Genomic DNA, 25,991 nt, shown 5'->3' with positions numbered 1-25,991 from the left:
GAACGGGGATAATGGGCGGGTGAGCACACCTTCAGAAGGCACGGCACAGAGCATCCCCGGCTGGCGGCACATCTACTCGGGCAAGGTCCGCGACCTGTACGCCTCGGAGGATCCGGTGGACACGCGCATCCTCGTCGTGGCCTCCGACCGCGTGAGCGCCTTCGACACCGTGCTCTCCCCCGGCGTCACCGACAAGGGCGCCCTGCTGACGCGACTGAGCCGCTGGTGGTTCGCGCAGCTCTCCGACTTCCCGAACCACATCGCCGAGGGCGAGCTGCCGGAGGAGGTGGCCGATCACGCCATGCTCGCGCAGTCGCTCGAGATGCTGCCGATCGAATGCGTCGTGCGCGGATACATCACGGGTTCCGGCTGGGCGGAGTACCAGGAGAGCGGCACCGTGTGCGGCATCCCGCTGCCCGGAGGTCTGCACAACGGCGACCGGCTGCCCGAGCCGCTGTTCACCCCGGCCTACAAGGCGCCGATGGGCGAACACGACGAGAACATCACGTTCGAGCGCACCGTCGAGCTGGTCGGCGCCGAGCGCGCGGCCGAACTGCGCGACACCTCCCTCGCCATCTACGCGCGCGCTGCGGCGATCGCGGAGCAGAAGGGCCTGATCCTCGCCGACACCAAGTTCGAGTTCGGGACGGATGCCGACGGCACCCTGCGCCTGGCCGACGAGGTGCTCACGAGCGACTCCTCGCGCTACTGGGACGCGGAGGCCTGGCGCACCGGCACCACGCCGAGCGAGCGGATGGCGAGCTTCGACAAGCAGATCGTGCGCGACTGGATGGCGGCGAACTGGGACAAGCAGGGCGAGCCGCCGGCGCTCCCCGACGATGTGGTCGCGCGCACCGCCGACCGTTACCGCGAGCTGATCGACCGCCTCGGCGCCTGACACCCCATCTCGCGCCGGTCAGGCCCCGTCCGGCCGGTCGCCGACGGGATCGGCCTACTCCACCCGGCGCACGTCGGTGTGGATGAAGTCGTCGCCCTTGAAGAGCAACGGCTCGTCGCGACTGACCGCGAGCGCATAGGAGAAGCAGTCGCCGTAGTTCAGGCGGGCGCGACTCCCGGAGCCGCGGCCGTAGCGCAGATACGCGTCGCTGGCCACTCGCGCTTGACCCCCGTCGACGGGGATCACCCCAGCATCCACCTGAATGAGGATCGCTTCGAAGATGTCGCACATCCTCGAACCGCCCCGACTCTGCAGGACGATCCTGCTCTCCGCCACCGTTGCTGCCGACACGGCAACCGGGTGATCTTTCAACAGTTCGCGAAACCGCGCTGCTTCCGGTTCGTCGAGCAGAATCGCCAAGAACACCGACGAATCGACGATCACCGCGGCAGCCCCATCTCGTCGTACATGTCGGCCAGGATCTCTTCGGTCGTGGGACCGTTCAGTGGAAGCCGATGAGCCTCCGCGATCAACTCATCGATGCGCGAACGCCGCCGCTCCTCGAGCGACGCCTTCTCGCTTTCCAGCTCGGCCAGCCTCCGCCGCACCGCATCTTCGACCGCACTCGTCTGGCTCTGCCCGGTGAGCGCCGCGAGCCGTCGCACCAGCTCGTGCGTCGTCTCGTTCTTGATGTTGAGGCTCATCTCTACCATTCTACCCTCACTTCCACCATGGTAGAAGCGCTCAGGGAAAACTCAGGAATCGGTAGTGTTGCTCCGGCACTCCTGCCATCCCCCGAACCTTGAGGAGCCCGCATGGCCCTGTGGAAGCTGCACGGAAACGGCCGCACGGTCGAGCCCGGCGCCGTCGTCCGTCCCGACGAGCGCCTGAACTGGCCCGCCACGATCGCGATCGGACTCCAGCACGTCGTCGCGATGTTCGGCGCGACCTTCCTCGTGCCGATCATCACCGGATTCCCGGTCGCCACCACGCTGCTCTTCAGCGGCGTGGGCACGATCCTGTTCCTGCTGGTCACGCGCAACAAGCTGCCCAGCTACCTCGGTTCGTCGTTCGCGTTCATCGCCCCGGTCACCGCCGCGACCGCCTCCGCGAACATGGGCACGGCGCTGGCCGGCATCGTCGCGGTCGGCGTACTGCTGGCGATCATCGGCGTCGTGGTGCACACGGTCGGAGTGAAGTGGGTCGACCGCTTCCTGCCGCCGGTCCTCGCCGGAACGATCGTCGCGCTCATCGGATTCAACCTCGCCGGCGCGGCCCACAACAACTACGCCGCGGCTCCTGTGACCGCGACGTTCACCCTCGCCATCACGATCCTCTTCGCTGTCGTGTTCCGCGGCTTCCTCGGGCGCATCTCGATCTTCCTCGGCGTCATCGCGGGGTACATCTTCGCGGCGTTCCGCGGTGAGCTCGACTTCGCCGCCGTCGAGAAGGCCGATTGGGTGGGCCTGCCGACCTTCACCCTCCCGAACTTCACAGAGCCCGGCACCCTCACGGCACTCGCGATGTTCCTCCCGGTCGTCCTCGTGCTGATCGCCGAGAACGTCGGTCACGTGCGCGGCGTCGCGACCATGACCGGTGACGCGAGCGTGAACGAGCAGACGGGGAAGGCGCTGATCGCGGACGGCGTCTCGACGACCCTGGCCGGCTTCTTCGGCGGTTCGGGCACCACGACGTACGGTGAGAACATCGGCGTGATGGCATCCACGCGCGTCTATTCGACCGCCGCCTACTGGGTGGCCGGCGCAGCGGCGATCCTGCTCAGCCTCTCCCCCAAGTTCGGCGAGGTCATCAACTCGGTGCCCGCCGGCGTGCTCGGTGGCGTGACGACGGCACTGTACGGCCTGATCGGCGTCATCGGCATCAAGATCTGGGTCGACAACCGCGTCGACTTCTCACGCCCGGTCAACCAGTACACGGCGGCCGTCGCGCTGATCATGGCGGTCGGCGGATTCATGATCAAGGACGAGGCCTCCGGCTTCGAACTCGGCGGCATCGTCATCGCCACGGTCGCGGCGATCCTGATCTACCACCTGGGCAACCTCATCGCCCGCCTGCGCAAGACCGGCGCCGACGACCCGAAGCCGCTCGAGGCGGTCGGCCCGCTCGGCGGCGACCCCGAGTAGGTCGCGCCGCGCACAGACGAAGATCCCGGATGCCTCTCGCGAGGCATCCGGGATCTCTGCGTTCTCGCACGGTCGAGCGTCAGTCGATGACCGCGAGCACCCCGTCCGCCGCGATCATCGCTGACAACTCTGCACGCTGCGACAGTGCGCCGGCGCGGTGGGCGTTCACCGTGGTCTCCATCTTCATCGCGTCGAGGACCGCAACCGGGTCGCCCTCCGCGACGTCGGCACCGTCGTCGACGAGCCAGCGCACGAGAGTGCCGGGCATCGGCGAACGCAGCTCGGTCGGATCGGCCGTGGGCGCTGCCGGCGCAGCATCCACCGGTCGACCGAATCCCGCCAGCAGCGCCGCAGGCAGGCCGAGCGTGACCCGCCGTCCGTCGATCTCGACGGGGAAGCGCTGCAGAGCGGCATCCGGGACCGCCGCAGGCCGTGACTGCGTCTCGAGCTTCGGGAGCAGGGCGCTCTCGATCCACTGCGTGTGCACGGCGAACGTCGCCGTGGCGAAGGCCGCGTCGTCGAGCGCGCGCACGTGGAACGGGATGACCGTCGCCGGGCCCTCGACGGCGAGCTCGCGCAGCGCCCGACGCGCGCGCACGAGGGCCGCGTCGCGGGACCCGGCATGCACGATCAGCTTGGCGATCATAGAGTCGAAGGCCGGCTGTACGACGTCGCCCTCTTCGATCCCGCTGTCCCAGCGCACGCCGGGGCCGCCGGGGATCCTCAGCCGCTCGACACGACCCGGACAGGGCAGGAAACCACGACCCGGGTCTTCGGCGTTGATCCGGAACTCGAAGGCGTGGCCCTGGGGCGCAGGGGTCTCCACGATCGACGGACCCTCCCCGAACGCGATGCGGAACTGCTCGCGCACCAGGTCGATCCCGGTGACCGCCTCGGTGACCGGGTGCTCCACCTGGAGGCGGGTGTTCACCTCGAGGAACGAGATGGTGCCGTCCGCCGCGAGCAGGAACTCCACCGTGCCGGCCCCGCGATACCGCACCTCGGCGCAGATCGACCGCGCTGCATCATGGAACCGCGACCGCTGTTCGGCGGACAGTCCCGGCGCCGGCGCCTCTTCGATGAGCTTCTGGTTGCGACGCTGCATCGAGCAGTCGCGATCGCCGACCACCACGACACCGCCGAGCCCGTCCCCGAGCACCTGCACCTCGATGTGCCGGGGGCTCTCGAGGAAGCGCTCCACGAAGCACTCGCCCCGACCGAAGGCCGCGATCGCCTCACGGGTGGCCGCGTCGAAGGCCTCGGCGACCTCGGCCAGCTCGCGCACGACCTTCAGGCCGCGCCCGCCTCCGCCGAACGCGGCCTTGATCGCGATCGGGAGTCCGTGCTGCTCGGCGAACGCCACCGCCTCCTCCGGGCCGGCGAGCGGCTCATCGGTACCTGCGGCCAGCGGCGCCCCCACCTGCTGGGCGATCCGGCGTGCGGTCATCTTGTCGCCGAGTGCGTCGATGCTCTCGGGCGTCGGACCGATCCAGATCAGCCCGGCATCCTCCACGGCCCGCGCGAACGCGGCGCTCTCCGACAGGAAGCCGTAGCCGGGGTGCACCGCGGTCGAGCCCGACTGCCGCGCGGCGGCGAGCAACGCATCGACGGACAGGTACGTGTCGGCCGCCGTGGTGCCACCAAGGCCCACGGCCTCGTCGGCCAGGCGCACGTGCAGGGCGTCGGCATCCTGATCGGCGTAGACCGCGACCGACGTGTATCCGGCTTCGGCGCAGGCGCGGATGACGCGCACCGCGATCTCCCCGCGATTCGCGATCAGGACCCTCTGCGTGGTCGGCACGGTCGACACGGTGGTCATGAGGACTCCTTGACGGTGAAACGAAGGCGCACGCCCGAAGCCAGTTGACCCGCGAGGTCGAGGCTGCGGTCGGTGAGTGCACCGATGATGGGGTATCCGCCGGTGAGCGGGTGGTCGGGCAGGAACAGGACCGGCTGTCCGTCGGGCGGCACCTGGATCGCCCCGGTGACGGCGCCCTCGCTCGGCAGTTCGCCTCCGAGCGCGCGCTCCAGAGGCACCTCACCCTGAAGCCGGATGCCGACACGATCGGAGCGCGGCGTGACGGTCCACTCCTGGCCGGTGAGCGTCGCGAGGGCCGCAGCCGTGAACCAGTCTTCACGTGGGCCGAGGGTGATCTCGAGCTCGACGAGCTCTCCGGGTGCGGGAAGCTCGCGCGGCAGAGCCCCGGGTTGAACCGGGGACAGCGCGTCATCGCCGATGCGGATGACGGCTCCGGCCGCCAGCGGCTCGGGCCCGAGTCCGGCCAGGGTATCCCCCGCACGGCTGCCCAGTGCCGGCGCCGCGTCGAGTCCGCCGCGGACGGCGACGACGTAGCGGAGCCCCCGGTCCGGATGGGCGAGGGTCAGCTCGTCGCCGTCGACCGTGGCGAACGGCTCGCCGTGCAGGAGGGAACGGACGTCGCCGCGCACCTCGGTCAGGGTGAGCGTACCGACGGCGCCCGTGACCGCGGCGACGCCGGCTCCGCGGAATCGCAGCACCGCACCTCCGACACTCTCGAGCACAGCGGCCGTCGACTCATTGCCGACGGCACGGTTCGCCTCGCGCATGGCCCGACGGTCTGCGGCCCCGGATGCCGAGACCCCCAATGCCGCATAGCCCGGGCGCCCGGCATCCTGCACCAGCAGCTGCAGCGAGGGGCGGACGACCTCGACGGCGGCATCCGTTCGTCCGGTTCCGAAACGCAGACGATCAGCGTCGGCTGCGGCGGGTCGCTCCGCGACGCGCCGGGCGTGCGCCGGAACGTCTCCGTTTCGGTCCAGCCCCGCAGCGTCCAGCCGAGCCGCCTCGCGCACCTGCTCGAACCGCACCGTCGTGCCCGGGGAGAGCAGTGCCGGAGGATTCCGGTCGATGTCCCACATCACGGCGTCGGTGCGCCCGATGAGCTGCCAGCCACCAGGACTCTCGCGCGGGTACACCCCGGTGAACTGTCCGGCGAGCGCGACCGATCCGGCGGGCACGCGCGTGCGCGGTGAGGAGCGGCGGGGCACGTCGAACAGGGGGTCGCTGCTCACCACGTAGCCGAATCCGGGGGCGAACCCTGAGAACGCGACCCGCCAGTCCGCAGCGAGGTGCCGGTTCACGAGCTCCTCCGCCGACACACCCAGCAGGGATGCCGCCTCGTCGAGGTCTTCGCCGTCGTACCGCACGGGCACCGTGACCTCGCCGGTGCCCGGCAGGTGCGCGGTGTCGATCTCGGTCGCCGCGAGCGAGGCCGCGAGTTCGGCCGCGGAGATCCGGAGCGGATCGAAGCGCACGAGCACGGTACGAGCGCCGGGGATGCGCTCGACGATGCCGGACCGCCCTTCCCAGGCGAGGTTCAGGCGCATCGCCTCATCGAGGTCTGCCGCCTCGACGAGAAGGGCGTGATCGGAGGCCGTGAGGATGCGCATCAGAGAAGGAGCTCCGTTTTCGTCATCGCGAGCCCGCGAACGGCGCGATCGTGATGCCGGCGTCCTGCAGCATCCGCTTGGTCTCTGCGGCCATCGCGACCGAGCCGGGGCTGTCCCCGTGCACGCAGATCGACTGGGCGACCACGGGAACGTCGGTGCCGTCGATCGCACGGATCACGCCGTCGGCGGCGAGGCGCACCATGCGCTCCGCGACCGCGGCCGGATCGTGCAGCACGGCCCCTGCCTCGGTGCGCGACACGAGCTGCCCGTCCGGCTGATACGCGCGATCCGCGAACGCCTCGGCCGCGACCTCGAGGCCTGCGCGCTCGGCGACATCGAGCACGACGCCGCCGGAGAGCCCCAGCAGTACCAGGCTCGGATCGATCGCGCGGATCGCCGCCACGACGTCTTTCGACTGCCGTACATCGCGCGCGATCGTGTTGTACAGCGCCCCGTGCGGCTTGACGTACGAGACCCGTCCGCCGACCGCGGCGGCGAGCCCGATGAGCGCCCCGAGCTGGTACTCGACGTGGGCCTGCAGGGTGGCCGAGTCGATGTCGACCTTGGTCCGCCCGAAGTTCTCGTAGTCGCGGTAGCCGGGGTGCGCGCCGATCACGACGCCGCCCTGCACCGCGGCGGCGAGCGTCTCGCGGATGCCCTCGGGGCTGCCGGCATGGAAGCCGCACGACACGTTCGCACTGGTGACGAGCCGCAGCATGCTCGCGTCGTCGCTGACGATGCGGCCCGGGACGTTCTCGCCGAGGTCCGAGTTCAGGTCGATCGACGTCATGCGATCACGCTCCGATTCCGAGGAAGGCGAAGATGGGACCGACCGAGACGATCCCCATGTACCAGGTGAGCAGCGTCACGAGCGTACCGGCGATGAGCAACCACATCGGGTACTTCTTCGAGCCGAGCAGATCACGGCGGAACCAGCCGATGTACATGAACACCGTGAGCCCGATGGGCAGGATCAGGCCGTTGAACCCACCGACGAAGACGAGGATCGCGGCCGGCGCCGTGCCGATCGACAGGTACACCGCCAGCGACACGACGATGAAGGCGACGGTCGCGAGCTGCAGCGGCCAACCGCCCTTGAGCTTCTTGGTGAAGGTGGAGAGGAAGGTCGCCGAGGTGTACGCCGCGCCGATGACCGAGCTGATCGCGGCGGCCCAGAAGATCGCGCCGAAGATGCGGAGACCGGCGTCGCCGAGCACCGCGCCGAACGCCTGGCCGGCCGGGTTCGCGCCCTGGCCGGAGAGGTCGAGCGTGACGCCCGAGGCCACGACGCCGAGGATCGCGAGGAACAGCACGTAGCGCATGATGCCGGTGACGAGGATGCCGTTGGTCGCGGCGCGCATCACGGGGCCGGCGTGTTCGGGGCCGACGTGTCCGGAGTCGAGGTAGCGGTGGGCACCGGAGTAGGTGATGTACCCGCCGACCGTTCCGCCGACGATCGTCGTGATGGTGGCGAAGTTCAGTTCGTCGGGGACGAACGTCTGGCGCAGCGCCTCGCCGATCGGCGGCTGGGCGATGACGGCCACGATCACGGTCATCACGATCATGGCGACACCGAGCACGACCAGCACGATGTCCATCACCGGTCCCGCCTTCTTCACGAGGAAGATGATGATCGCGAGCGCCGCGGTCACGATGCCGCCGAGCTTGGGGTCGATGCCGAGCAGCGCGTTCAGTCCGAGCCCACCACCGGCGATGTTGCCGATGTTGAATGCCAGCCCGCCGATCACGACGAGCACGGCGATCAGGTGGCCGGAGAACGGGATGGCGCTGTTCGCGAGTTCCCCCGCGCGCTTGCCGGAGGACGTGATCATGCGCCAGACGTTCAGCTGCACCGCGATGTCGACGAGGATCGAGACGAGGATCGCGAACGCGAACGCCGCCCCCATCGTCGCGGTGAACGTGGCGGTCTGGGTGATGAATCCGGGGCCGATGGCGCTGGTGGCCATGAGGAAGATCGCGCCGATGACGGCGCTGCGGCCTGCGCGCTTCTTGGCGGAAGAGAGGCGAGCCTCGTCTTCCGGGGAGAGGGAGGCGGTGGACTGCTCGGACATGCGGGGATTCCCATCGTCGTTGGTGGGTGTCGATAGACACTCAGTGTAGAACGGATCGTTCTCGATTGTTCAACAATCATGTTTCCGTCGTGCTACAGCGACGTTGCCTTCGTGTGATTCCAGCGGGCCCTCCGCAGACGATCCACGCGCCCCGCCGCCTACGATGAAGGCATGAACCACCAGGGCGTGCTCGCCGACGTGCTCCGTCAGCGCATCATCGACGGCGACTTCGCCCCGGGGTCGCGTCTGTCGGAGTCGGCCCTCGCCGAGCAGTTCGACGTGTCTCGCAACACGCTGCGTGAAGCCTTCCGGGTGCTCGCCGAACAGGGCCTCGTCGAGCACATCCCGCACCGCGGTGTCTCGGTGGCCTCGCCGACCATCGCGGACGTGATCGACATCTATCGCGCGCGCCGGGTGATCGAGTGCGCAGCTCTGCGGCAGTCCGAGCCCGAGCATCCCGCCGTGCAGCTCATGCGCGAGGCTCTCGCGGAAGCCGAGGATCAGCTGCCCCACGAGGACTGGCGACGGATCGGCAGCGCGAACATGGCCTTCCACGACGCGATCGTCGCCCTCGCCGACAGCGCCCGACTCGCCCGCACCTATCGCGACGTCGCCGCAGAGCTCCGCCTCGTCTTCCTCGAGATCGACCAGCCGAAGTCGCTGCACGAGCCGTTCGTCCGCCGGAATCGCGCCGTGCTCACAGCGCTCCTCGAACGTGGCCCCGAGGCGGCCGCCGACGAACTCGAGCGCTACCTCACCGCATCCGAGCGCAGCGTGCTGGGGGCTTTCGCCCGCATGGGGCGCTCCTGACCCCTGACGTCTCGCGAGGGGACACGGGCACCTTCTTCCAGACCAGCGTTCGGTATTTCTGACCTGAGTGCAGAAATCTATGAGCGCGCCGGGAGAAGCCTTGCCGTCTCCGAAGCGTCGTGCTTACCGTGAGCGGACTTCGGCAGGATCGGCGGCGCAGAGTTGCCCGCCCCTCACGCCGGAGGCCGCGTGCCGAGGGGGCGCGCGGAATCGTTCAGATCGAAAAGGACCATTACCTTGCGACTCACGAGAAAACTGGCGTTCGCCGCTACCGCGGCTGCTGCGCTCTGCCTCGGCACGGTCATCCCCGCTGCCGCGAACTCCGTGCCCGACGCCGACGACATCCCCACCTTCCAGGAGTTCGAGGCGTCAACCTACCGAGACTTCGACGGCGCCTATGTCGTCAACGGCGACGAGGTGATCTCCGACCAGGAAGAGCTCCGGTCGTTCTACGAACAGCTCCTCGGTGCCGACCCCGTGACCAACGGCCTCGTCGTCAACACGGTGAACAGCGTCGACGACAAGTGGTCGGACGCACTAGTGAGCACCCTCACCTACTGTGTCAGCACGGCGTTCGGCGCACGTCATGCCGACGTCGTGGATGCGATGGCGGGCGGTGCCGCCCTCTGGGAAGCCGCGTCGTCGAAGATCGACTTCATCTACGACAGCAGCGCCGACGCGAACTGCACGACGCGCAACGAAGCCGTCCTGTTCTCGGTCGAGCCGGTGCAGACCACGCAGTACATCGCCCGGGCATTCTTCCCGAGCACGGCGCCGCGCCTGCAGAACGTCCTCATCGACGACTCGATCTGGACCCCCGGTTCGTCCTGGACTCCGACGAACGTCATCGGCCATGAGCTCGGCCACGTCCTCGGCTTCCGCCACGAACACACCCGCCCCGAAGCCGGGACCTGCTTCGAGGACACCAACTGGCGTCCGCTGACGCCCTACGACTCCTCGTCGATCATGCACTATCCCCAGTGCAACGGATCCTCCGACGACCTGTCGATGACGAGCGTCGACACCGCCGGCGTCGTCGCACTCTACGGAAACTGACGCAGTCCAGCGCTTCGAATCAGCGGGGCCCGGTCGTTCTCGACCGGGCCCCGCTCCTGTCCGGCTCGTCAGGAGGACGTGCCGGACAGTTGTTCAGCCTGGCTCAGGGCGCTCGTCGCCCGCGGACGCGGCTCCCCGTCGCGGAGCGGGGCGGGGGGAGCGATGGGCCCCTCCGGTTCCGGGAGACCGTATCGGCGGAACATCCAGCGCCGCGCCTCCTCGAGCGGATAGGTGTCGCCGAAGACGGCGGACTTCACGAAGACGCCCTCGATCGTGCTGCGGAGCATGACCTCCTCGAGGGCGGGATCCTCCGCGCCTCGCGCACGGAACAGGTCGCGCACCGCATCCTCCGCCGCCGTCGCCCCCGCCTCGTGTCGCGCCTCCGACTCGGCGAAGAGTCGATGCGTGGCCGGCTGCTGCTGCATCGCCAGGACGGCCCGCTGGAGCGGTATCGCGTAGGCGGTCGCGGTGAGTGCTCCGTCGATCACGGCGGCGAGCATCTCGTCGGGAGTGCCCTCGACGCGAGCGAAGCCGAGCACGGTCTCGAACCACCGGTCGATGACGGCGGCCACGAGCTGGTCCTTGCCGCCGAAGTGGTAGTTCACGAGCCCCTGGGCGACGCCGGCCCGCTTCGTGATCTCGGCGATGCTCGCGCCCGCGACACCTCGTTCACTGAACGCCTCGATGGCCGCCTGCAGGATGTTCTCCCTGGCGCGTTCTCGGGCCAGCCGGTTCTGCTCGTCGGAGCGTGCCACGTGGCATCCACCTCCTGAGTCCCGCCGGCCTGTCTTTCCGAATCGTCCCCCCGCCGTATAGATTACTCACTGAATGGTTGTTCAATCTATGAACAACCACGGATTCACCCCTCCCCAGGAGCATCAATGCACTCTTTCGCGAGCGTCGATTTCAACAGCGTGACCTCGATCTTCGATTGGCTGATCGGCCAATGGTGGGCCTGGGCGATCGTCGGCGCGGTGGTGCTGTTCTTCCTCGTGATCTGGATCCTCCCCGCCGCGAAGGTCAAGGCCTCGCCCGATCACCCCGCCACCGGTGTCGAGGCCGACGAGATCGCTCTCGGATTCCTGCAGATCGTGAACCTGCCCTCCGGCTACTGGAACGACCCGACCGCCTCGATCCTCGGCGACCGCGAGAAGAAGGTGCTCGTCGACCAGTGGGGCGTGCACACCCGGGAGGAGTGGCTGGCGAACATCGACCGCCTGGTCACGGTGCGCCGCCGCCGCGAGATGTGGATGCTGTACCTCGCGGTCCGCTCGGACCTCGCCGACCGTCTCGGCCGCACCCCGAAGGCCAAGGAATGGCTGGCTGCGATCGTGCAGGAGGGCGGGGACAAGCGCGACGCGCGCACCTTCGTCACCTCGATCGAGTACTCCGAGGCGCAGGTGCGCAAGCGCGTCGGAAAGGACATCGTCACTCCCGACGTCTTCGTGCGGGCGCTCGACGGCTACGCGCTCGGCCAGGCCGTCGCGATGACGACCTGGGGCGTCGCGCTGGGACACGGCGACGTCGCGGAGGCGCGGGAGATCATCCACCGCATCAATGAGGAAGGGCGTCCGGCGTTCACGTCGTGGATCGACTTCGGTCTGAGCTACATCGTGGGTCGCGTCATGCACTGGTCGGACGGCAACGTCGACGAGAAGTCGTTCGAGAAGTTCGGCGACGGCTGGTCCGACTTCCAGGCTGCGACGACCGCGAAGCGCAACGGCCCCTGGGCGACGCTGTCGTGGAGCCTGTAGCCGTCGACCTGGAACCGCTGCGACGAAGCGCGGGGCTCGGCGACATCCTCACCTACGAGCGCGTCTGCAGGACCCCGCCGCATCGCCGCTTCCTGGTCGTCCTCGTGGTCGTGCTGCTGTTCGCTGCGACGATGCTGACCGGCCTGTGGTTCCTCGGACGCGGCGACATCCTGGCGGTCGCGCCGATCCTCGGGGTGTTCGTGATCGGATACACCGCACTCGCCGCCGCGGGCTTCGTCTGGTGGGCCGTCGGACTGAGCCGCCGGGTGAAGATCGCCGCGTTCGCCTGGCAGAACGGGTGGGCGTACGCCGACGCGCTCGAGCGCACCCGCCGCCCCGGCGCCGCGTTCACCCGGGTCGCGCACGGACGCGAGCGTGCGGTCGTCGCCTGCGACGACGAGCGGATGCCGTTCGAGCTCGGCACACATCATTCGGTGTCACACGGACAGGAACGCGCGACGATCCAGCGGCCGTTCGCCTTCATCGAGCTGCCGCTGCCGGCATCCGTTCCACACATCGTGCTCGCCAACCGCACGCGCAGCATCGTCCCCACGCTGGGCCTCGGCCGGGGCGCCGCCCGGCTGGATCTGGAAGGCGAGTTCGCGAAGACGTTCCGCCTCATCGTGCCGGAGGGCTATCAGCAGGACGCTCTCTACATCTTCACGCCCGACCTGATGGCCCGAGTTCTCGATCTCGGCTCCGGCGCCGAGATCGAACTCGTCTCGGATCGCCTCTACGTCTACCTGCCGTCCCGCACGCGCTTCGACCGCGCCGAGACGATGGCCGCCGCCGTCACCCTCGCCGAGGAGTTCCACCGTCGCTTCGCCGCACGCACCGAGCTGTACCGCGACGACCATGCCGGCGGCATCGCCGCCAGAGCGGGGGTGGCGGTCGGACTGCGCGGTCAGCGACTCGGTGGCCGCGGCATCTCGGTCTTCGCAGTCGCCGGCACGGCCGCGGTGCTGCTGCTGTCGGCAGGGCTTACCGCCTTCTCCCTGTTCGGCGGTGATCTGCTCGCATCTCTCTTCGGCTGACCTGTTCAGCCGTGCACGGCCCCGGTCCGAGGCCGTGCGACACAGACGCACGGGTGCGTGCCTGGCCCGGAGGGGGCGCCAGGGGCGCATCCGTGTTCCTCCTCAGGTCGACGGGACCGCTCCGGAAGGCGGGGATCAGGCGGAGGCCCGGACCACGAGCTCCGTCGGCAGGATCGTCGTCGTCGGCGGTTCCTCGCCCGCGAGACGCGACAGCAGCACCCGCGCCATGGCCTCACCCTGCGCGTACATCGGCTGGCGCATCGTCGTCAGTGGCGGATCGGTCGTGACGGCGACCGAGGAGTCGTCGAAGCCGACCACGGCGATGTCCTCGGGCACCCGCACCCCCGCCGCGCGCAGCGCCGTCAGTGCGCCCCGTGCCATCAGGTCGCTCGCGACGAAGATCGCGTCCGGGCGTCCGCCATCGAGGAGCCGTCTGGCGGCTTCGGCTCCGCTCGCCTCGGTGTAGTCGCCCTCCTCCTCCGCGGAGGGGGTGAGTCCGGCATCCGTCAGAGCGGCACGGAATCCCTGCACGCGGTCCTGCGAGGCGACCATCGTCAGCGGACCCGAGATCGTCGCGATGCGCGTGCGGCCGATGTCGATGAGCCGACGGGTGGCGTTCCTCGCTCCCGCGACGTTGTCGACGTCGACGACGTAGTCGCCTTCGCGCCGACGAACCGGACGCCCGCCGTAGACGACCGGCACCGCATCCGCGATCCGGTCGATGAACGCATCGCTCGTGTGGTGCGACACGATCAGCGCGCCGTCGACGCCGCCGTTGCGCACGAAGCTGGTCATCTTGTCGCCGGGATCATCGCTCGCGATGAGAAGGTTGAGCAGGTAGTCGGAACCCCCGAGCGCCCCGGTGATGCCGGCGACGATGGCCGCGAAGAACGGATCACCGAAGAAGCGCGTGGTGTCCTCCGGCACGATCAGCGCGATGGCGTGGGTCTGGCGTGACGCCAGCGACCGCGCGGCCCGGTTGGGCACGTAGTTCAGCTCGTCGATCGCGGCGCGCACGGCGGCCAAGGCCTCCGGACTCACGGCCGTCGACCCGTTCACGACCCGCGACACGGTCGACCGGGAGACACCCGCAGTGGATGCCACTTCTTCGATGGTCGCTCGGGGCGACATCAGCGTACGCACTCTTCCATCGCCCTATTCTCACCGGTCTGCGGGTGCTGTGCCGACGCTCTCGCTCCGAGTCGCGCAAATGGTCGCATCTCGGCCCCGGATACGACCATTCACGCGATTCGAGGGGCGGGCGGGGTCTCCTCGACGTCGACGAGCCACCCGACCCGTTGGCGGCGGCGCTCCTCGGCATCCGCGGGCCGGGTGGGCGGCCGGTGATGCTCGACGGCCGCGACCGGGATTCCTCCGACGGACGACAGTCGGGTCGAGCCGGGCACCCGTTCGATGCTGGACCCTTGCCGCGACAACCTCGCCCCCGCGGACACACCATCCGGAAGCTGCAGCCTGCCGGACGGCCGGGCCCGTGCGAACGGGTCCACGAAGTACTCGAACCTGCGCTCAACCACTTCCCGACTGACCTCGTGCACCGCGACGACTCTGCCGCGAACCCGATCCGCGTACTCCTCTTCGTGGTGCGACTCCAGCGCATCGACGGTGCCGGTCAACTCCACCCCCAGTTCGTCGACCAGGACCTCCGGATCACGCGACCGGATGCCGAAGTCGACCTCGTCGCCGATCTCGAAAGGGTCTCCGCAGCACGCCCATTCCCACGGCGTGAGCCACACACGCGTCATGCGGCCAGACTATCCCCGACGCCCGGATCAGAGCGCGCGGGTACCGATGATGCGGGCGTACTCCCGACCCGAGTCCTTGAGCGTGCGCACCTGGGTGTCGTAGTCGACACGCACGATGCCGAAGCGCTTGTCGTAACCCCACGCCCACTCGAAGTTGTCGAACAGCGACCAGTAGAAGTATCCGCGGACGTCGACACCCGCTTCTGCGGCATCGAGCACCGCGCCCAGGTGCAGCCGAAGGAACTCGGTGCGGTCGGCGTCGTGCACCCGCGTCTCGCCCTCTTCGACCACGACGACGTCGTCGTACGCGGCGCCGTTCTCGGTCATGTAGAGCACGGTGCCGGCTGGTTCGGCGTATTCGGTCCAGACCCGCTGCAGCACGCGGGTGAGTCCCTCGGGCTGCACCTCCCAGTTCTGCGCGGTACGCGGCAGACCGCGCTCGACCGGGTGGATGCCGTCACTCGACGGATACGGGCTGCGCCCCACGCGCTCGGTCTCGGGTTCCGCGGAGACGGGACCCTCGACCGGGGCCGTGCCCGACACGAAGTCGCCGTGGTAGTAGTTCACGCCCTGGGTGTCGATGTGCTGCGAGATGATCTCGAGGTCGTCGTCGTGGACCGCAGCCTCGAACTGCGCGACCGCGTCGGCGTCGACCGCCCGGATGTCGTCGACGATGTCGGCCGGGTAGCTGCCCCGGTAGATCGGATCGAGGAACCAGCGGTTGAACTGCCCGTCCACGCGACGAGCGGCATCGACGTCGGCAGGGTTCTGCGGGTCGGCGGGATCGGCGACCGTGTGGTTCAGGGTGATGCCGAGGTTGAGCGAGGCATCGCGTCCGCGGAGCTCCTGCACGGTCTTGCCGTGCGCGAGCAGCAGATGGTGCGAGGCGAGCAGCCCCTCCGCGATGCTGGTGTGCCCCGGCGCGTGCTCCCCCGCTGTATAAGAGAGGAACGACGAACACCACGGCTCGTTCAGCGTGGTCCACACGTTCACCCGGTCGCCGAGCGCATCGTGCATGGTGCCCGCGTACTCGAGGAAGCGGTCGACCGTGTCGCGGTTCGTCCAGCCACCGGCATCCTGCAGCGCCTGGGGCATGTCCCAGTGATACAGCGTCAGCCAGGGCAGGATGTCGGCGGCGAGCAGTTCGTCGACCAGGCGTTCGTAGAAGTCGACGCCCGCCGCGTTGACGGCTCCGCCGTCGGGGCGCACCCGCGACCAGGAGGTCGAGAACCGATACGTCTGCAGGCCGAGCTGCTTCATGAGAGCGACGTCCTGCGGATACCGGTGGTAGTGGTCGCAGGCGACATCGCCGTTCTCGGCACCGATCACGGCACCGGGTACGCGGGCGAAAGCATCCCAGATCGATGCTGTGCGCCCGTCCTCGAACGCCGCACCCTCGATCTGGTAGGCGGCGGTCGCGGCGCCGAAGAGGAAGTTCTCGGGGAAGGAGCGGGTCATAGGGGTCATCCTTTCACCGCGCCCGCCATGATGCCACTGACCAGCTGGCGACCCGCGATCACGAAGAGCACGAGCAGCGGGAGGGTCGCGAGCACCGCGCCGGCGAGCACGATCGAGTAGTCGATGTAGTACCCCGACTGCAGCTGGCTGAGCGCCGTCTGCAGGGTCGGGTTCTGCGGGGAGAGCACGATGAGCGGCCAGAGGTAGTCGGTCCAGGCCGTCATGAAGGTGAAGAGTCCGAGGATCGCCATGGCGGGTCGTGCTGCGGGGATCCCGACCGTGAGGAAGGTGCGGAACTGGTTCGCGCCGTCCATGCGGGCGGCCTCGATCAGCTCGTCCGGGATCACGTCGACCAGATACTGCCGCATGAAGAAGACGCCGAACGCGGTGACGAGCGTCGGCACGATGACGGCTCCGATGGAGCCCGTCCACCCGAGCTCGCGCATCAGCATGAACAGCGGGATGATGCCCAGCTGCGTCGGAATCGCCATGGTCGCGATCACGAAGATCATCAGACCCTCTCGGCCCTTGAACCGGAGCTTCGCGAACGCGTAGCCGGCGAGCGTCGAGAACGTGACGACCGAGACGGTGATGATGCCCGAGATGAGGAAGGAGTTGCCCAGCGCCAACCAGAACGGGATCGCGTCGAACACCTGGGCCGCGTTGGTGAAGAAGTTGCCGCCGGGGATCAGGGGCAGCGTCTCACCGCGGGTGGCGTTCGTACCGCTCGCGACCACGACCGACCACCACAGCGGATACACGCTGCCGATGATGAATGCGGCCAGCAGCCCGTACGTGAGGAAGCCGGGACGGCTGCCGATGCCGGCGGTGCCGGACGATGTGCTCCGGCGACGGCGGATCTTCTCGGGGACGCTCAGCGCCTGGGTGGCGGTCATCGCGCGCTCTCCTCGGTCGTGATGGCGAGCGTCGTGGCCGCGGCGGCTGTGGTGGCGGCGGTGTGGGCGCGGCGCCGGGCCGCGCGGTTCTTCGGAGCGTCTCCGGTGGAGATGCGCCGGGAGATCAGGAAGTTGATCACGCCGATGGCGACGATCAGCAGGAACAGCAGGATGGCGACCGCCGAGGCCTCGCCGAGGTTCCGCCGGAAGAAAGCGAGCTCCCACAGGAACAGCACGGTCGTCTGGAACTGCCGGTCGCTGCCGCCGATGCCGCCGGCCGTCGACACGTCGAACAGGCGCGGCTCGGCGAAGATCTGCAGTCCGCCGATGGTCGCCGTGATGATGACGAAGATCAGGGTAGGACGGATCGTCGGGATCGTGATCGAGAAGAAGCGACGAGCGGCACCGGCCCCGTCGAGGGCAGCCGACTCGTACAGGTCGCGCGGCACGGCCTGCATCGCGGCGAGGAGGATGAGGGCGTTGTATCCGGTCCAGCGGAAGTTCACCATGACCGCGATCGCGATATGCGACAGGGCGGTGTTGTGCTTCCACTCCTGGTCGGCGATGCCGATGAGGTTGAGCAGGTTGTTGGCGAGGCCGTCGGCCTCGTTGAAGATGCTCGAGAAGATGATGGCGACCGCGACCGGGGTGACCACGAACGGGATGAGCACGCTCATGCGCCAGAAGGTCGGAGCCCGCAGTCCGCGGTCGAGGAGGTACGCGATCACCAGGGCCACAGCCAGCTGCGGGATCGCGGAGAGCAGGAAGATGCTCAGGGTGTTGCCGATCGAGTTCCAGAACATCGTATCGCCGAGGATCTCGACGAAGTTGCCGAGCCCGACGAAATCGCCCTCGCCCTTGAGCAGATCCCACTCGTGCACGGCCACCCAGACGGTGTAGAGCAGCGGGAACAGGCCGACCAGCCCGAACAGCAGGAAGAACGGCGAGATGTAGAGGTACGGCGAGGCATTCTGGTCGAATCGCGAGACGCGATGGCGCCAGGAGCGCTTCGGCGGAGCATCCGACGCCGCGGATACGGCGCGCTGCTGCTCCGCGGGCGGGGCGGTGAGTGTCATGGTGTGTCCTTGTCCCGGGGTTCCGAGGAGTTCCGGTCGCAGTTCCTGTCGCCCGCCGTGGGGTGGAGGCGACAGGAACTGCGACCGGAAGGGGATGTCAGCCGACGAGATCGTTCAGCAGACCGATGGCCTGGTCCCAGGCGCCCTGCGTGTCGGTCTCGCCACGGTCGAGGCTGCTCAGAGCCGGGCCGAAGACGTTCTCCTGGATGACCGAGTCATCCGCACCCTTGAACTGGGCGACGACGCCCTTGGCGCGCTCGGCGAGGATCGCACCGGTCGGAGCGTCGTTGAAGAACGGATTCGGCGTCGCCTCCTCGGCGAGCGTCTCCTGCGCCGTGATCGTCGACGGGAAGTTGCCGGCCGCGGCGGACTGCTTCACCTGCTGCTCGGGCTGCGTCAGCCAGTCGGCGAGCTCGGCGGCCGCCTTCTTGTGCTGCGAGGTCTCCGGAACCGAGAGGAATGCCCCGCCCCAGTTGGCCGCACCCCCGGGGAACACGTCGGCGAAGTCCCATCCGGTGGAAGCGTCGCCGCCGCCTGCCTCGACCTGACCCTGCACGACGCCCAGCATCCAGCCCGGGCAGACGAAGGTGGCGAAGGTACCGTCGACGAACGACTTGCCGCCGTTCCAGTCCCACGCCGTCTGCGCGGCGGACTGACCGCCTTCGGTCGCGGCACCCAGCAGTTCGAAGCGCTCCTTGAGCTCGGCGTTGTCCTCGACGTTCAGCTCGCCGTCTGTCGTGTAGTAGCCCTCGTCGAGCTGGTTGACCATGGCGTTCCAGACGAAGCCGGAGTGGTCGTACCAGGCCTTGCCCGTCTTCGCGGTGTAGTCGGCACCCACCTGGAAGTAGTTCTCCCAGTCGCCGTTCAGCAGCTCGGCGACGGACTCGCGGTCGCTCGGGAGACCGGCAGCCTCGAATGCGGCCCCGTTGTAGCAGATACCGCTCGGGCCGATGTCGGTGCCATAGCCGATGACGCGGCCTTCGGCATCGGTCGCCTGACCGTACTTCCAGTCGACCCAGTCGGCCTTGCGGTCCTCGATGCCGTAGTCGCGCAGGTCGACGAAGGTGTCGGAGACATCCATGATCGCGCCGAGCCACCCTTCCTCGATCGCGACGACGTCGCTGAGGCCGGAGCCGGCGGCGATCTTGGTGAAGGCATCGGTGCGGGCGTTGCCGCCGGTGTCGATGTTGGTCGCCTCGATCTTGACGTTCGGATGCGCCTTCTCATACTCCTTGTAGAGATCTTCGTAGCCGAAGGTGCCGAAGGTGGTGACGGTCAGCGTGACCTCCTCGTCGGCGCTTCCTTCGGGGGCATCGCCGGTGCTGCCGGAGCAGCCGGCGAGGGCGAGAGCGGAGACGGATGCCAGGGCGGCAGTCACGAGGATCCGCTGGCGGGCACGTGTGTTCACAGTTCACTCCTTTGTGGTGGTCGTGCGGTGTGTGGTGCTTCGGGAAGTCGTGGGAGCGCTCCCACGCACTGAGCAGTCACTCTATGGGAGCGCTCCCACGAAGTCAACCCAACGGCGCGGGGTACCCTTGGGCAGTGCCCGAAGCCACGCTCTCCCCCGCCCTCGTCCGCGCCGAAGCCCTGATCCGCAACGTTCCGGACTACCCGCAGCCGGGCATCATCTTCCGCGACATCACGCCGCTCCTCGCCGACGCCGAGGCCCTCCGCGTGACGACCGAGGCGATCATCGAGCCCTTCGCCGGTCAGTTCGACGTGATCGCCGGCATCGAGGCGCGCGGCTTCATCCTCGCCAGCGCGGCCGCCATCGCCGCGGGCGTGGGCCTCATCCCGATCCGCAAGGCGGGCAAGCTGCCTCGCCCGGCGGCATCCGTCGACTACGCCCTCGAGTACGGCACTGCCACGATCGAGATGCACGACGACCTGCCCGCCGGATCCCGCGTACTGCTGATCGATGACGTGCTCGCCACCGGTGGCACGCTCGCCGCGGGGCGCGAGCTGGTCGAGCGGCTCGGCAGCCACGTCGTCGGCATCTCGGTGCTGTTCGAGATCGACGGCCTCGGCGGACGCGACGCCGTCGGCGACCTCCACACGGTGTTCCACTCCGCCTAGCCGCGCCGCGCCGCGCCGCGCCGAGGTCGCCGAGTGCACGGGATCTCGCCGAGTGCACGGCATCCGCGCGCCCGCAAGCCGTGCACTCGTCAGCAAGCCGTGCACTCGGCGGCGGGAAGCGCCGGGGGCAGTAGACTGGATGCGCCCGTCCGCCCGCGACTCTTGGAGCCGTCATGCCCACCATCGTCGTCGACGTCATGCCCAAGCCCGAACTGCTCGACCCGCAGGGGAAGGCCGTCTCCGGCGCCTTCGCCCGCCTCGGCGTCGAGGGCTTCACCGACGTCCGCATCGGCAAGCGCTTCGAGCTCTCCGTCGAGGGCGAGGTCACCGACGAGGTTCTCGCCGAGGCACGACGCATCGCCGACGAGGTGCTCTCCAACTCCGTGATCGAAGACGTCGTCGGCATCGAGGTCGCCGAGTGACCGTCCGCATCGGCATCATCACCTTCCCCGGCTCGCTCGACGACCGCGACGCGCAGCGCGCCGTCCGCATCGCCGGCGCCGAACCCGTCGCCCTGTGGCACGGCTCGCACGACCTCGACGGCGTCGACGCGCTCGTCCTCCCCGGCGGTTTCAGCTACGGCGACTACCTGCGCGCGGGCGCGATCGCCGCGCTCTCGCCGATCATGAGCGAGGTCAAGGATGCCGCCGCCAAGGGCATGCCCGTGCTCGGCATCTGCAACGGCTTCCAGATGCTCGTCGAGGCGCACCTGCTCCCCGGCGGCCTGATCCGCAACAACCACCAGCACTTCGTGCGTCGCGACCAGCGGCTCACGGTCGAGAACTCCGACACCGCCTGGACCAATGCGTTCCGCACCGGCCAGGAGATCGTCATCCCGCTGAAGAACGCCGACGGCGGCTACATCGCCGACGAGCAGACGCTCGACCGCATCGAGGGTGAGGGTCTCGTGGCCTTCCGTTATGCGGGCGTGAACCCGAACGGATCGCTTCGCGACATCGCGGGCCTCACCAACGAGGCGGGCAACGTCGTCGGCCTGATGCCGCACCCCGAGCACGCCACCGAAGCCGGCTTCGGCCCCGACACCGCCGCCGCGATGCGCAGCGGTGTCGACGGACTCGACTTCTTCACGAGCGCCATCGCCGCGGTCGCCCGCGTCGCCGCGTAACCGGCTACCGCGCGTCCCATCCGGCCGGGAGCGTCAGCGGCGCGTCGAACCCGGCAGGGGGCGACCACTCCCGCCAGTCGCCGACGACGCCCAGCCAGACGTCGATGTCGGCGATGACCGCTTCGCCCGTCGCCCGCGCCGCCGCCAGATCAGCCTCCGGCAGATGACCGGCATCCACCGCGGCCTGCGCCTCGTCCGCGTCCTTCCAGGTGTGCGAGCCGTCGGCGGCGATCGCGAGGTCGAGATGCTGGTCGACGCTGTCGAAGCAGCTCCCGCGGCGCATCCGCGGCCGCTCGAGGTTGACGTACCACCCGGCGAACCGTCCTTCATCCCAGAAATGCAGCACCTGATACGCCGCTCCGGCGGGCATCACCCGCAGCACGCCGGATCCCTGCCAGGTGCGCCGCGCCGTGATCATCGGATGCCGGAACCTCTCGTCGAGCGGCAGTTCTCGCGGATCCCGGCCGTTCTGCAGCGCCCAATAGGAGATCTCGGTCCCCGGCGAAAGCCAGGCGACGGTCCGAGCGGCGTCGTCCTCGACGGCGCGCAAGGGGATCGCCGCCTGCACCCGCCCGTCGGGATAGCGATATCGGAGGAGGATCTCCTCACCGGACCGGGCATACGTCATGCGGGGCTCCCTCAACGTCGATCCGGCAGAAGGAACGGGTTCTTCCCCATCGCTGCGAGCAGGTACCAGGCGGTCGCACCCGTGTGCAGGCTCGCGTAGTAGAGGTCGCCGAACCCGGAATCCAGGCCGTCGTTCGAGGTCGCGACAATCCCCTTGCCGTCGCCGTTCGGGGCGTCGCGCTGCGCCAGGCGGATGCTGCTCAGCAGCGTCTCCGCGTGATCGGCATCGCCGGGTCCGTCACGCAGCGTGAGAGCGAGTGCGAGATGTCCACTGCCCTCGAACCACGCCTTCGACACGTCGACCTCACTGATCGATGGTCCCGTGTAGGGACCATCGGTCGCGATCAGGTTCGCGAGCGTCCAGTCCAACGCCGCGCCGTAGCGCGGGTCGCCGGTGGCGAGCGAGCTCCACGTCTGCGCATCCAGGGGGATCGGACGGGTGTTGATCGTCGAGCCGTCGAGGCCCGTTCCGGTGTTCACGTGACCGTCTGCACTCTGCATCGCGGCGACGAAGTTCACGGCGACCGCTGCCCTGTCGGCCCATACCGGATCGTCGGTCAGCTGGGCCAGCTGGGTGAAGAACCCGGCCACGTCGCTGTTGTGCTCGGTGGACTTCCAGGTCAGCGACGTCCCGCCCTCGAGCTGGCCGCCGGTATAGCCGTACGGAGCCCGGTCCGTGTCGGCCGTGTTGTCCTGGATCCACTGCCCGACGCGCAACGCGCCGTCGAGGTAACGCGAGTCGCCGGTCGCATGCGCGAGCCGCGCGAGAGCCAGTCCGACCCAGGCCTGGTTTCCCGTGAAGGTCCCGGGCCCGGTGATCTCCACCCGCCCCTGACGGATGCCGTGGGGTTCGTAAGACGCGCGGGTGCGGCCGTCGCCGATCGGATCGTTCTCCTGCACGAAGAGGAGCGTGTCTCCGATCGCCCGCGCACGACGGAGATCGTCGGGAAGACCGCGGGCGGTGTACGCGATCACCACCAGGGCGTCGTCGTAGACGAACGAGGGCGTGAAGTCCCAGCTGGGTGTCGTGAAGAACCCGCCCTGGTAGCTGCGTGGCAGGCAGTGGCCGGCGCCGTCGCAGAACTCATCGACGCGCGCATCCAGGAACTCGTAGGCCAGCGCGACGGACTGCGCGGGGTCCCACGTGTCCACGCCGGGAGCAGAGTCGTCGCCCGACGCGCCATCACCCGATGCGGCAGGTGCTGCGCCGGCGAAGACGGCCGCCGCGACGAGCGCGGCGACGACCACCCACGGCGCCGAGCGGCGCGAAGAACCGGACATGCGGACCCCTCGTCGAAACCGCGCGCCGTCAAGGGCATGCGGGCGACCGGAAGGTCACGAGAAGAGCCTGTCAGTGGAGCCGACGCCGCAGAAGCGGCGAAGGTCTACGGTTGGGCGTCCGATCGGCGAGCGATGATCCGAGTGCCGATCATCCCCGGGAAACGGTGGACGACACGGGGGCGGAGACGACCTAGCCCAGCGCCGGCGGCCAGACGCCGATGATCAACGCCATGATCAGGACCGTGACCAGTTCATGCGCGATGTTCAGCGTGGTCAGCCTGGTCGAGCGCCCCTCGAACGCATCATGCGTGATGAAGCGCGCGGCAGTGAACCCGGCCCACAGCGTGACCGCGGTGACGATGGCGCCCCAGAAGTACGATCCGCCGTAGAAGTGCCAGGCGATCGAGGCGGCTCCGGCGAGCACCCAGGCCGTGATGAAGCTCACGATGACCGTGGTGATGATGGGCCACACCGCTGTCGCCGCCGGACGGTCCATGTCGACGTTCGCGAGCTTCGACCACCGCGTGCCGAACACCTTCGGGGCGTACCAGACCGAGCCGACGAGCATGCTCGACGCGGTGGCCAGCAGGACCGCCCAGTAGTTGATCTCGGGAACCATGAGAGCCTCCACTCATCGGATGCCTCACCCTACTCCCGGGGTGCGCCGCTGCACTGGCGGCACGGCCGCACATCACGTCCCGTGCGCCGAAGAACGCTCGCCGAACCGATTCGATGCCCGATCTGGCATGAGTGTAAGCGTTTGCAGTAGCCTGTTCGCATGGCACAGCTTGAGCAGATCGCAGCCCCCGGTTCCGAGTGGTGGCGCAGCGCCGTCATCTACCAGATCTACCCCCGTTCGTTCGCGGACGCCTCGGGTGACGGCATCGGCGACCTGCCGGGCATCACCAGCCGCCTCGACTCTCTCCAGGAGCTCGGCGTCGACGCGATCTGGCTGAGTCCGTTCATGACCAGCCCGCAGCGCGACGCCGGCTACGACGTGGCCGACTACCGCGACGTCGACCCGCTGTTCGGCACGCTCGGCGACTTCGACGACATGCTCGAGGCCGCCCACGCCCGCGACATCCGCGTCGTGGTCGACCTGGTCCCGAACCACTCCTCCGACCAGCACGTCTGGTTCCAGCAGGCGCTGAAGGCCGCCCCCGGAAGCCCCGAGCGGGCGCGCTACATCTTCCGCGACGGCCAGGGCGAGAACGGCGAGCTCCCGCCGAACAACTGGGAGTCCGTGTTCGGCGGCGGCATGTGGGAGCGGGTCGTCGAGGCCGACGGCACCCCCGGCCAGTGGTACCTGCACATCTTCGACGCGACCCAGCCCGACTTCGACTGGACCAACGAAGAGGTGCGCGAAGAGTTCCGCTCCATCCTGCGCTTCTGGTTGGACCGCGGTGTCGACGGCTTCCGTGTCGACGTGGCGCACGGCATGATCAAGGCCGACGGCCTCCCCGACTACACGCCCCCGAGCGACGCCGACTCCATGGGCGGGGGCGAGTCGAACGTGCCGTACTGGGGCCAGGACGGCGTGCACGACATCTATCGCGACTGGCACCAGGTGCTCGCCGAGTACGACGGCGAGCGCGCCCTGTGCGGCGAGGCCTGGATGCCGACGCTCACGCAGACCGCCCTCTGGGTGCGTCCGGATGAGATGCACCAGACCTTCAACTTCCCGTACCTGATGACCCCGTGGGACGCGAAGGCCCTGGGCGACGTCATCCGCGAGTCGCTCGACGAGTTCGGCGGCGTCGGCGCCCCGAGCACCTGGGTGCTGTCCAACCACGACGTCGTGCGCCACGCCTCGCGCCTCGCACTCACCGCCGACAACCCGCAGGGCGAGGGCATCGGCCCGAACACCCCGAGCAAGCCCGACACCGCGATCGGTCTGGCCCGCGCCCGCGCCGCGACCACGCTCATGCTGGCGCTGCCCGGTTCGTCGTACCTGTACCAGGGCGAGGAGCTCGGACTGCCCGAGGCCATGGAGATCCCGGACGAGTTCCGTCAGGACCCGACCTGGTTCCGTACGAACGGCGAGCGCTACGGACGCGACGGATGCCGCGTGCCGCTGCCCTGGGAGGCGGAGGCCCCGGCCTTCGGCTTCAACGACACCGGTCTCTCGTGGCTCCCGCAGCCGGCCGACTGGGCGACCTACGCCCGCGACGTGGAAGAGGTCGACCCCGGGTCGACGCTCGCACTCTACAAGCGCCTGCTCGCCGCGCGTCGTGAGCACGGCTTCGGCACCGGATCGCTGGTCTGGGAGGACGCCGGCCCGGATGCGGTGGCCTTCCGTCGCGGCGACGTGCACGTGGTCGCGAACCTCGGCACCGCACCGATCGAGCTGCCGACCGACGCGTTCGTGATGCTGCAGAGCCAGCCGTTCGAAGGCGCGTCGATCCCGGTCGACACCGCCGTCTGGTACACCACCGCAGCTCAGGCCTGATCCGGCCCGACTCACCCCTCGCTCCGGTCGCGATTCCTGTCA

Annotated in this window: 26 protein-coding genes; 10 read left to right on the top strand and 16 right to left on the bottom strand. The window is 68.9% G+C overall.

Translation table 11 applies throughout. The features are described 5' to 3' along the window. Positions 1 to 19 precede the first annotated feature (19 nt). Positions 20 to 898, top strand: coding sequence for a phosphoribosylaminoimidazolesuccinocarboxamide synthase (locus tag CQ042_RS14870; RefSeq protein WP_105671234.1), 879 nt, complete (start codon positions 20 to 22; stop codon positions 896 to 898). A gap of 54 nt (positions 899 to 952) precedes the next feature. Here CQ042_RS14870 and CQ042_RS14865 read toward each other — a convergent pair whose 3' ends face one another. Together CQ042_RS14865 and CQ042_RS14860 are read right to left on the bottom strand one after the other, a co-directional pair. Next, positions 953 to 1,342 carry a type II toxin-antitoxin system VapC family toxin gene (locus CQ042_RS14865; protein WP_105671233.1) on the bottom strand — a complete coding sequence of 130 codons (390 nt, stop codon included), beginning with the start codon at positions 1,340 to 1,342 and terminating at the stop codon, positions 953 to 955. Next, positions 1,339 to 1,602 (bottom strand): type II toxin-antitoxin system VapB family antitoxin, encoded by a 264-nt coding sequence (locus CQ042_RS14860; protein ID WP_181157585.1) that lies wholly within the window; start codon positions 1,600 to 1,602, stop codon positions 1,339 to 1,341. Before CQ042_RS14860 ends, CQ042_RS14865 begins: the two co-directional genes overlap by 4 nt. Positions 1,603 to 1,713: 111 nt before the next feature. Here CQ042_RS14860 and CQ042_RS14855 point away from each other — a divergent pair, with 111 nt between their 5' ends. Further along, positions 1,714 to 3,042: a uracil-xanthine permease family protein gene (locus CQ042_RS14855; RefSeq protein WP_105671231.1), complete on the top strand. Its 1,329-nt coding sequence runs from the start codon at positions 1,714 to 1,716 to the stop codon at positions 3,040 to 3,042. A 79-nt stretch (positions 3,043 to 3,121) separates the two neighbouring features. Here the strand turns inward: CQ042_RS14855 and CQ042_RS14850 are convergent, their stop codons facing one another. The 4 genes from CQ042_RS14850 to CQ042_RS14835 are packed head-to-tail and all read right to left on the bottom strand — an operon-like array spanning position 3,122 to position 8,543. Next, positions 3,122 to 4,861: a biotin carboxylase N-terminal domain-containing protein gene (locus tag CQ042_RS14850; RefSeq protein WP_105671230.1), complete on the bottom strand. Its 1,740-nt coding sequence runs from the start codon at positions 4,859 to 4,861 to the stop codon at positions 3,122 to 3,124. Next, positions 4,858 to 6,471, bottom strand: a complete 1,614-nt coding sequence (locus CQ042_RS14845; protein ID WP_105671229.1) for an urea amidolyase family protein — start codon at positions 6,469 to 6,471, stop codon at positions 4,858 to 4,860. Before CQ042_RS14845 ends, CQ042_RS14850 begins: the two co-directional genes overlap by 4 nt. 22 nt (positions 6,472 to 6,493) lie before the next feature. After that, the gene (locus CQ042_RS14840; protein WP_105671228.1) at positions 6,494 to 7,261 is read right to left on the bottom strand and encodes a LamB/YcsF family protein; all 768 of its coding nucleotides are present in this window, start codon (positions 7,259 to 7,261) and stop codon (positions 6,494 to 6,496) included. 4 nt (positions 7,262 to 7,265) lie between these two features. Then, entirely contained in the window at positions 7,266 to 8,543 is a 1,278-nt protein-coding gene (locus CQ042_RS14835; RefSeq protein WP_105671227.1) for an NRAMP family divalent metal transporter, read from the bottom strand. 171 nt (positions 8,544 to 8,714) lie between these two features. On the opposite strand from CQ042_RS14835, the gene CQ042_RS14830 reads away from it, so the two are divergent. Together CQ042_RS14830 and CQ042_RS14825 are read left to right on the top strand one after the other, a co-directional pair. Further along, a complete protein-coding gene (locus tag CQ042_RS14830) occupies positions 8,715 to 9,353 on the top strand; it encodes a GntR family transcriptional regulator (protein ID WP_105671226.1) in 639 nt (212 codons plus the stop codon). A 237-nt stretch (positions 9,354 to 9,590) separates the two neighbouring features. Next, positions 9,591 to 10,409, top strand: a complete 819-nt coding sequence (locus tag CQ042_RS14825; RefSeq protein WP_105671225.1) for a M57 family metalloprotease — start codon at positions 9,591 to 9,593, stop codon at positions 10,407 to 10,409. Positions 10,410 to 10,477: 68 nt separating this feature from the next. On the opposite strand, the gene CQ042_RS14820 is transcribed toward CQ042_RS14825, so the two are convergent. Further along, a complete protein-coding gene (locus CQ042_RS14820) occupies positions 10,478 to 11,164 on the bottom strand; it encodes a TetR/AcrR family transcriptional regulator (protein WP_258132266.1) in 687 nt (228 codons plus the stop codon). A 126-nt stretch (positions 11,165 to 11,290) separates the two neighbouring features. Here CQ042_RS14820 and CQ042_RS14815 point away from each other — a divergent pair, with 126 nt between their 5' ends. Beyond that, entirely contained in the window at positions 11,291 to 12,163 is an 873-nt protein-coding gene (locus CQ042_RS14815) for a DUF1266 domain-containing protein (protein WP_105671224.1), read from the top strand. Further along, entirely contained in the window at positions 12,151 to 13,197 is a 1,047-nt protein-coding gene (locus CQ042_RS14810) for a hypothetical protein (protein ID WP_105671223.1), read from the top strand. Before CQ042_RS14815 ends, CQ042_RS14810 begins: the two co-directional genes overlap by 13 nt. A gap of 135 nt (positions 13,198 to 13,332) precedes the next feature. Here CQ042_RS14810 and CQ042_RS14805 read toward each other — a convergent pair whose 3' ends face one another. The 6 genes from CQ042_RS14805 to CQ042_RS14780 all read right to left on the bottom strand — a co-directional run bounded on the left by CQ042_RS14805 (position 13,333) and on the right by CQ042_RS14780 (position 19,798). Next, the gene (locus tag CQ042_RS14805; RefSeq protein WP_105671222.1) at positions 13,333 to 14,328 is read right to left on the bottom strand and encodes a LacI family DNA-binding transcriptional regulator; all 996 of its coding nucleotides are present in this window, start codon (positions 14,326 to 14,328) and stop codon (positions 13,333 to 13,335) included. A 110-nt stretch (positions 14,329 to 14,438) separates the two neighbouring features. Further along, positions 14,439 to 14,960, bottom strand: coding sequence for a DUF6578 domain-containing protein (locus CQ042_RS14800; RefSeq protein ID WP_105671221.1), 522 nt, complete (start codon positions 14,958 to 14,960; stop codon positions 14,439 to 14,441). A 27-nt stretch (positions 14,961 to 14,987) separates the two neighbouring features. Continuing rightward, entirely contained in the window at positions 14,988 to 16,418 is a 1,431-nt protein-coding gene (locus CQ042_RS14795; RefSeq protein ID WP_181157584.1) for a GH1 family beta-glucosidase, read from the bottom strand. Positions 16,419 to 16,423: 5 nt separating this feature from the next. Then, complete coding sequence (locus tag CQ042_RS14790) at positions 16,424 to 17,314, bottom strand: carbohydrate ABC transporter permease (protein WP_105671219.1); 891 nt, start codon at positions 17,312 to 17,314, stop codon at positions 16,424 to 16,426. Next, complete coding sequence (locus tag CQ042_RS14785; RefSeq protein ID WP_105671218.1) at positions 17,311 to 18,390, bottom strand: carbohydrate ABC transporter permease; 1,080 nt, start codon at positions 18,388 to 18,390, stop codon at positions 17,311 to 17,313. The genes CQ042_RS14790 and CQ042_RS14785 overlap by 4 nt, the downstream gene beginning before the upstream one ends. Before the next feature lie 97 nt (positions 18,391 to 18,487). Continuing rightward, positions 18,488 to 19,798: an ABC transporter substrate-binding protein gene (locus CQ042_RS14780; RefSeq protein WP_105671217.1), complete on the bottom strand. Its 1,311-nt coding sequence runs from the start codon at positions 19,796 to 19,798 to the stop codon at positions 18,488 to 18,490. A gap of 134 nt (positions 19,799 to 19,932) precedes the next feature. Here CQ042_RS14780 and CQ042_RS14775 point away from each other — a divergent pair, with 134 nt between their 5' ends. The 3 genes from CQ042_RS14775 to purQ all read left to right on the top strand — a co-directional run bounded on the left by CQ042_RS14775 (position 19,933) and on the right by purQ (position 21,592). Then, entirely contained in the window at positions 19,933 to 20,466 is a 534-nt protein-coding gene (locus tag CQ042_RS14775; protein WP_105671216.1) for an adenine phosphoribosyltransferase, read from the top strand. A gap of 173 nt (positions 20,467 to 20,639) precedes the next feature. After that, a complete protein-coding gene (purS, locus tag CQ042_RS14770) occupies positions 20,640 to 20,888 on the top strand; it encodes a phosphoribosylformylglycinamidine synthase subunit PurS (protein ID WP_105671215.1) in 249 nt (82 codons plus the stop codon). Next, positions 20,885 to 21,592 (top strand): phosphoribosylformylglycinamidine synthase subunit PurQ, encoded by a 708-nt coding sequence (gene purQ / locus CQ042_RS14765; protein WP_105671214.1) that lies wholly within the window; start codon positions 20,885 to 20,887, stop codon positions 21,590 to 21,592. Before purS ends, purQ begins: the two co-directional genes overlap by 4 nt. A gap of 4 nt (positions 21,593 to 21,596) precedes the next feature. Here the strand turns inward: purQ and CQ042_RS14760 are convergent, their stop codons facing one another. The 3 genes from CQ042_RS14760 to CQ042_RS14750 form a co-directional block, all read right to left on the bottom strand. Further along, complete coding sequence (locus tag CQ042_RS14760; RefSeq protein ID WP_105671213.1) at positions 21,597 to 22,220, bottom strand: DUF402 domain-containing protein; 624 nt, start codon at positions 22,218 to 22,220, stop codon at positions 21,597 to 21,599. A gap of 11 nt (positions 22,221 to 22,231) precedes the next feature. Further along, positions 22,232 to 23,500 carry a hypothetical protein gene (locus CQ042_RS14755; protein WP_105671212.1) on the bottom strand — a complete coding sequence of 423 codons (1,269 nt, stop codon included), beginning with the start codon at positions 23,498 to 23,500 and terminating at the stop codon, positions 22,232 to 22,234. 190 nt (positions 23,501 to 23,690) lie between these two features. Further along, positions 23,691 to 24,119, bottom strand: a complete 429-nt coding sequence (locus tag CQ042_RS14750) for a DUF1761 domain-containing protein (protein WP_105671211.1) — start codon at positions 24,117 to 24,119, stop codon at positions 23,691 to 23,693. 159 nt (positions 24,120 to 24,278) lie between these two features. Here CQ042_RS14750 and CQ042_RS14745 point away from each other — a divergent pair, with 159 nt between their 5' ends. After that, complete coding sequence (locus tag CQ042_RS14745) at positions 24,279 to 25,949, top strand: glycoside hydrolase family 13 protein (RefSeq protein ID WP_105671210.1); 1,671 nt, start codon at positions 24,279 to 24,281, stop codon at positions 25,947 to 25,949. Positions 25,950 to 25,991 lie beyond the last annotated feature (42 nt).

The organism is Microbacterium sp. MYb62 (assembly GCF_002979475.1).
Lineage (GTDB): Bacteria > Actinomycetota > Actinomycetes > Actinomycetales > Microbacteriaceae > Microbacterium.
Note: the sequence above shows the minus strand (reverse complement) of the source record. Positions and strands in the feature narration are given on the sequence as shown.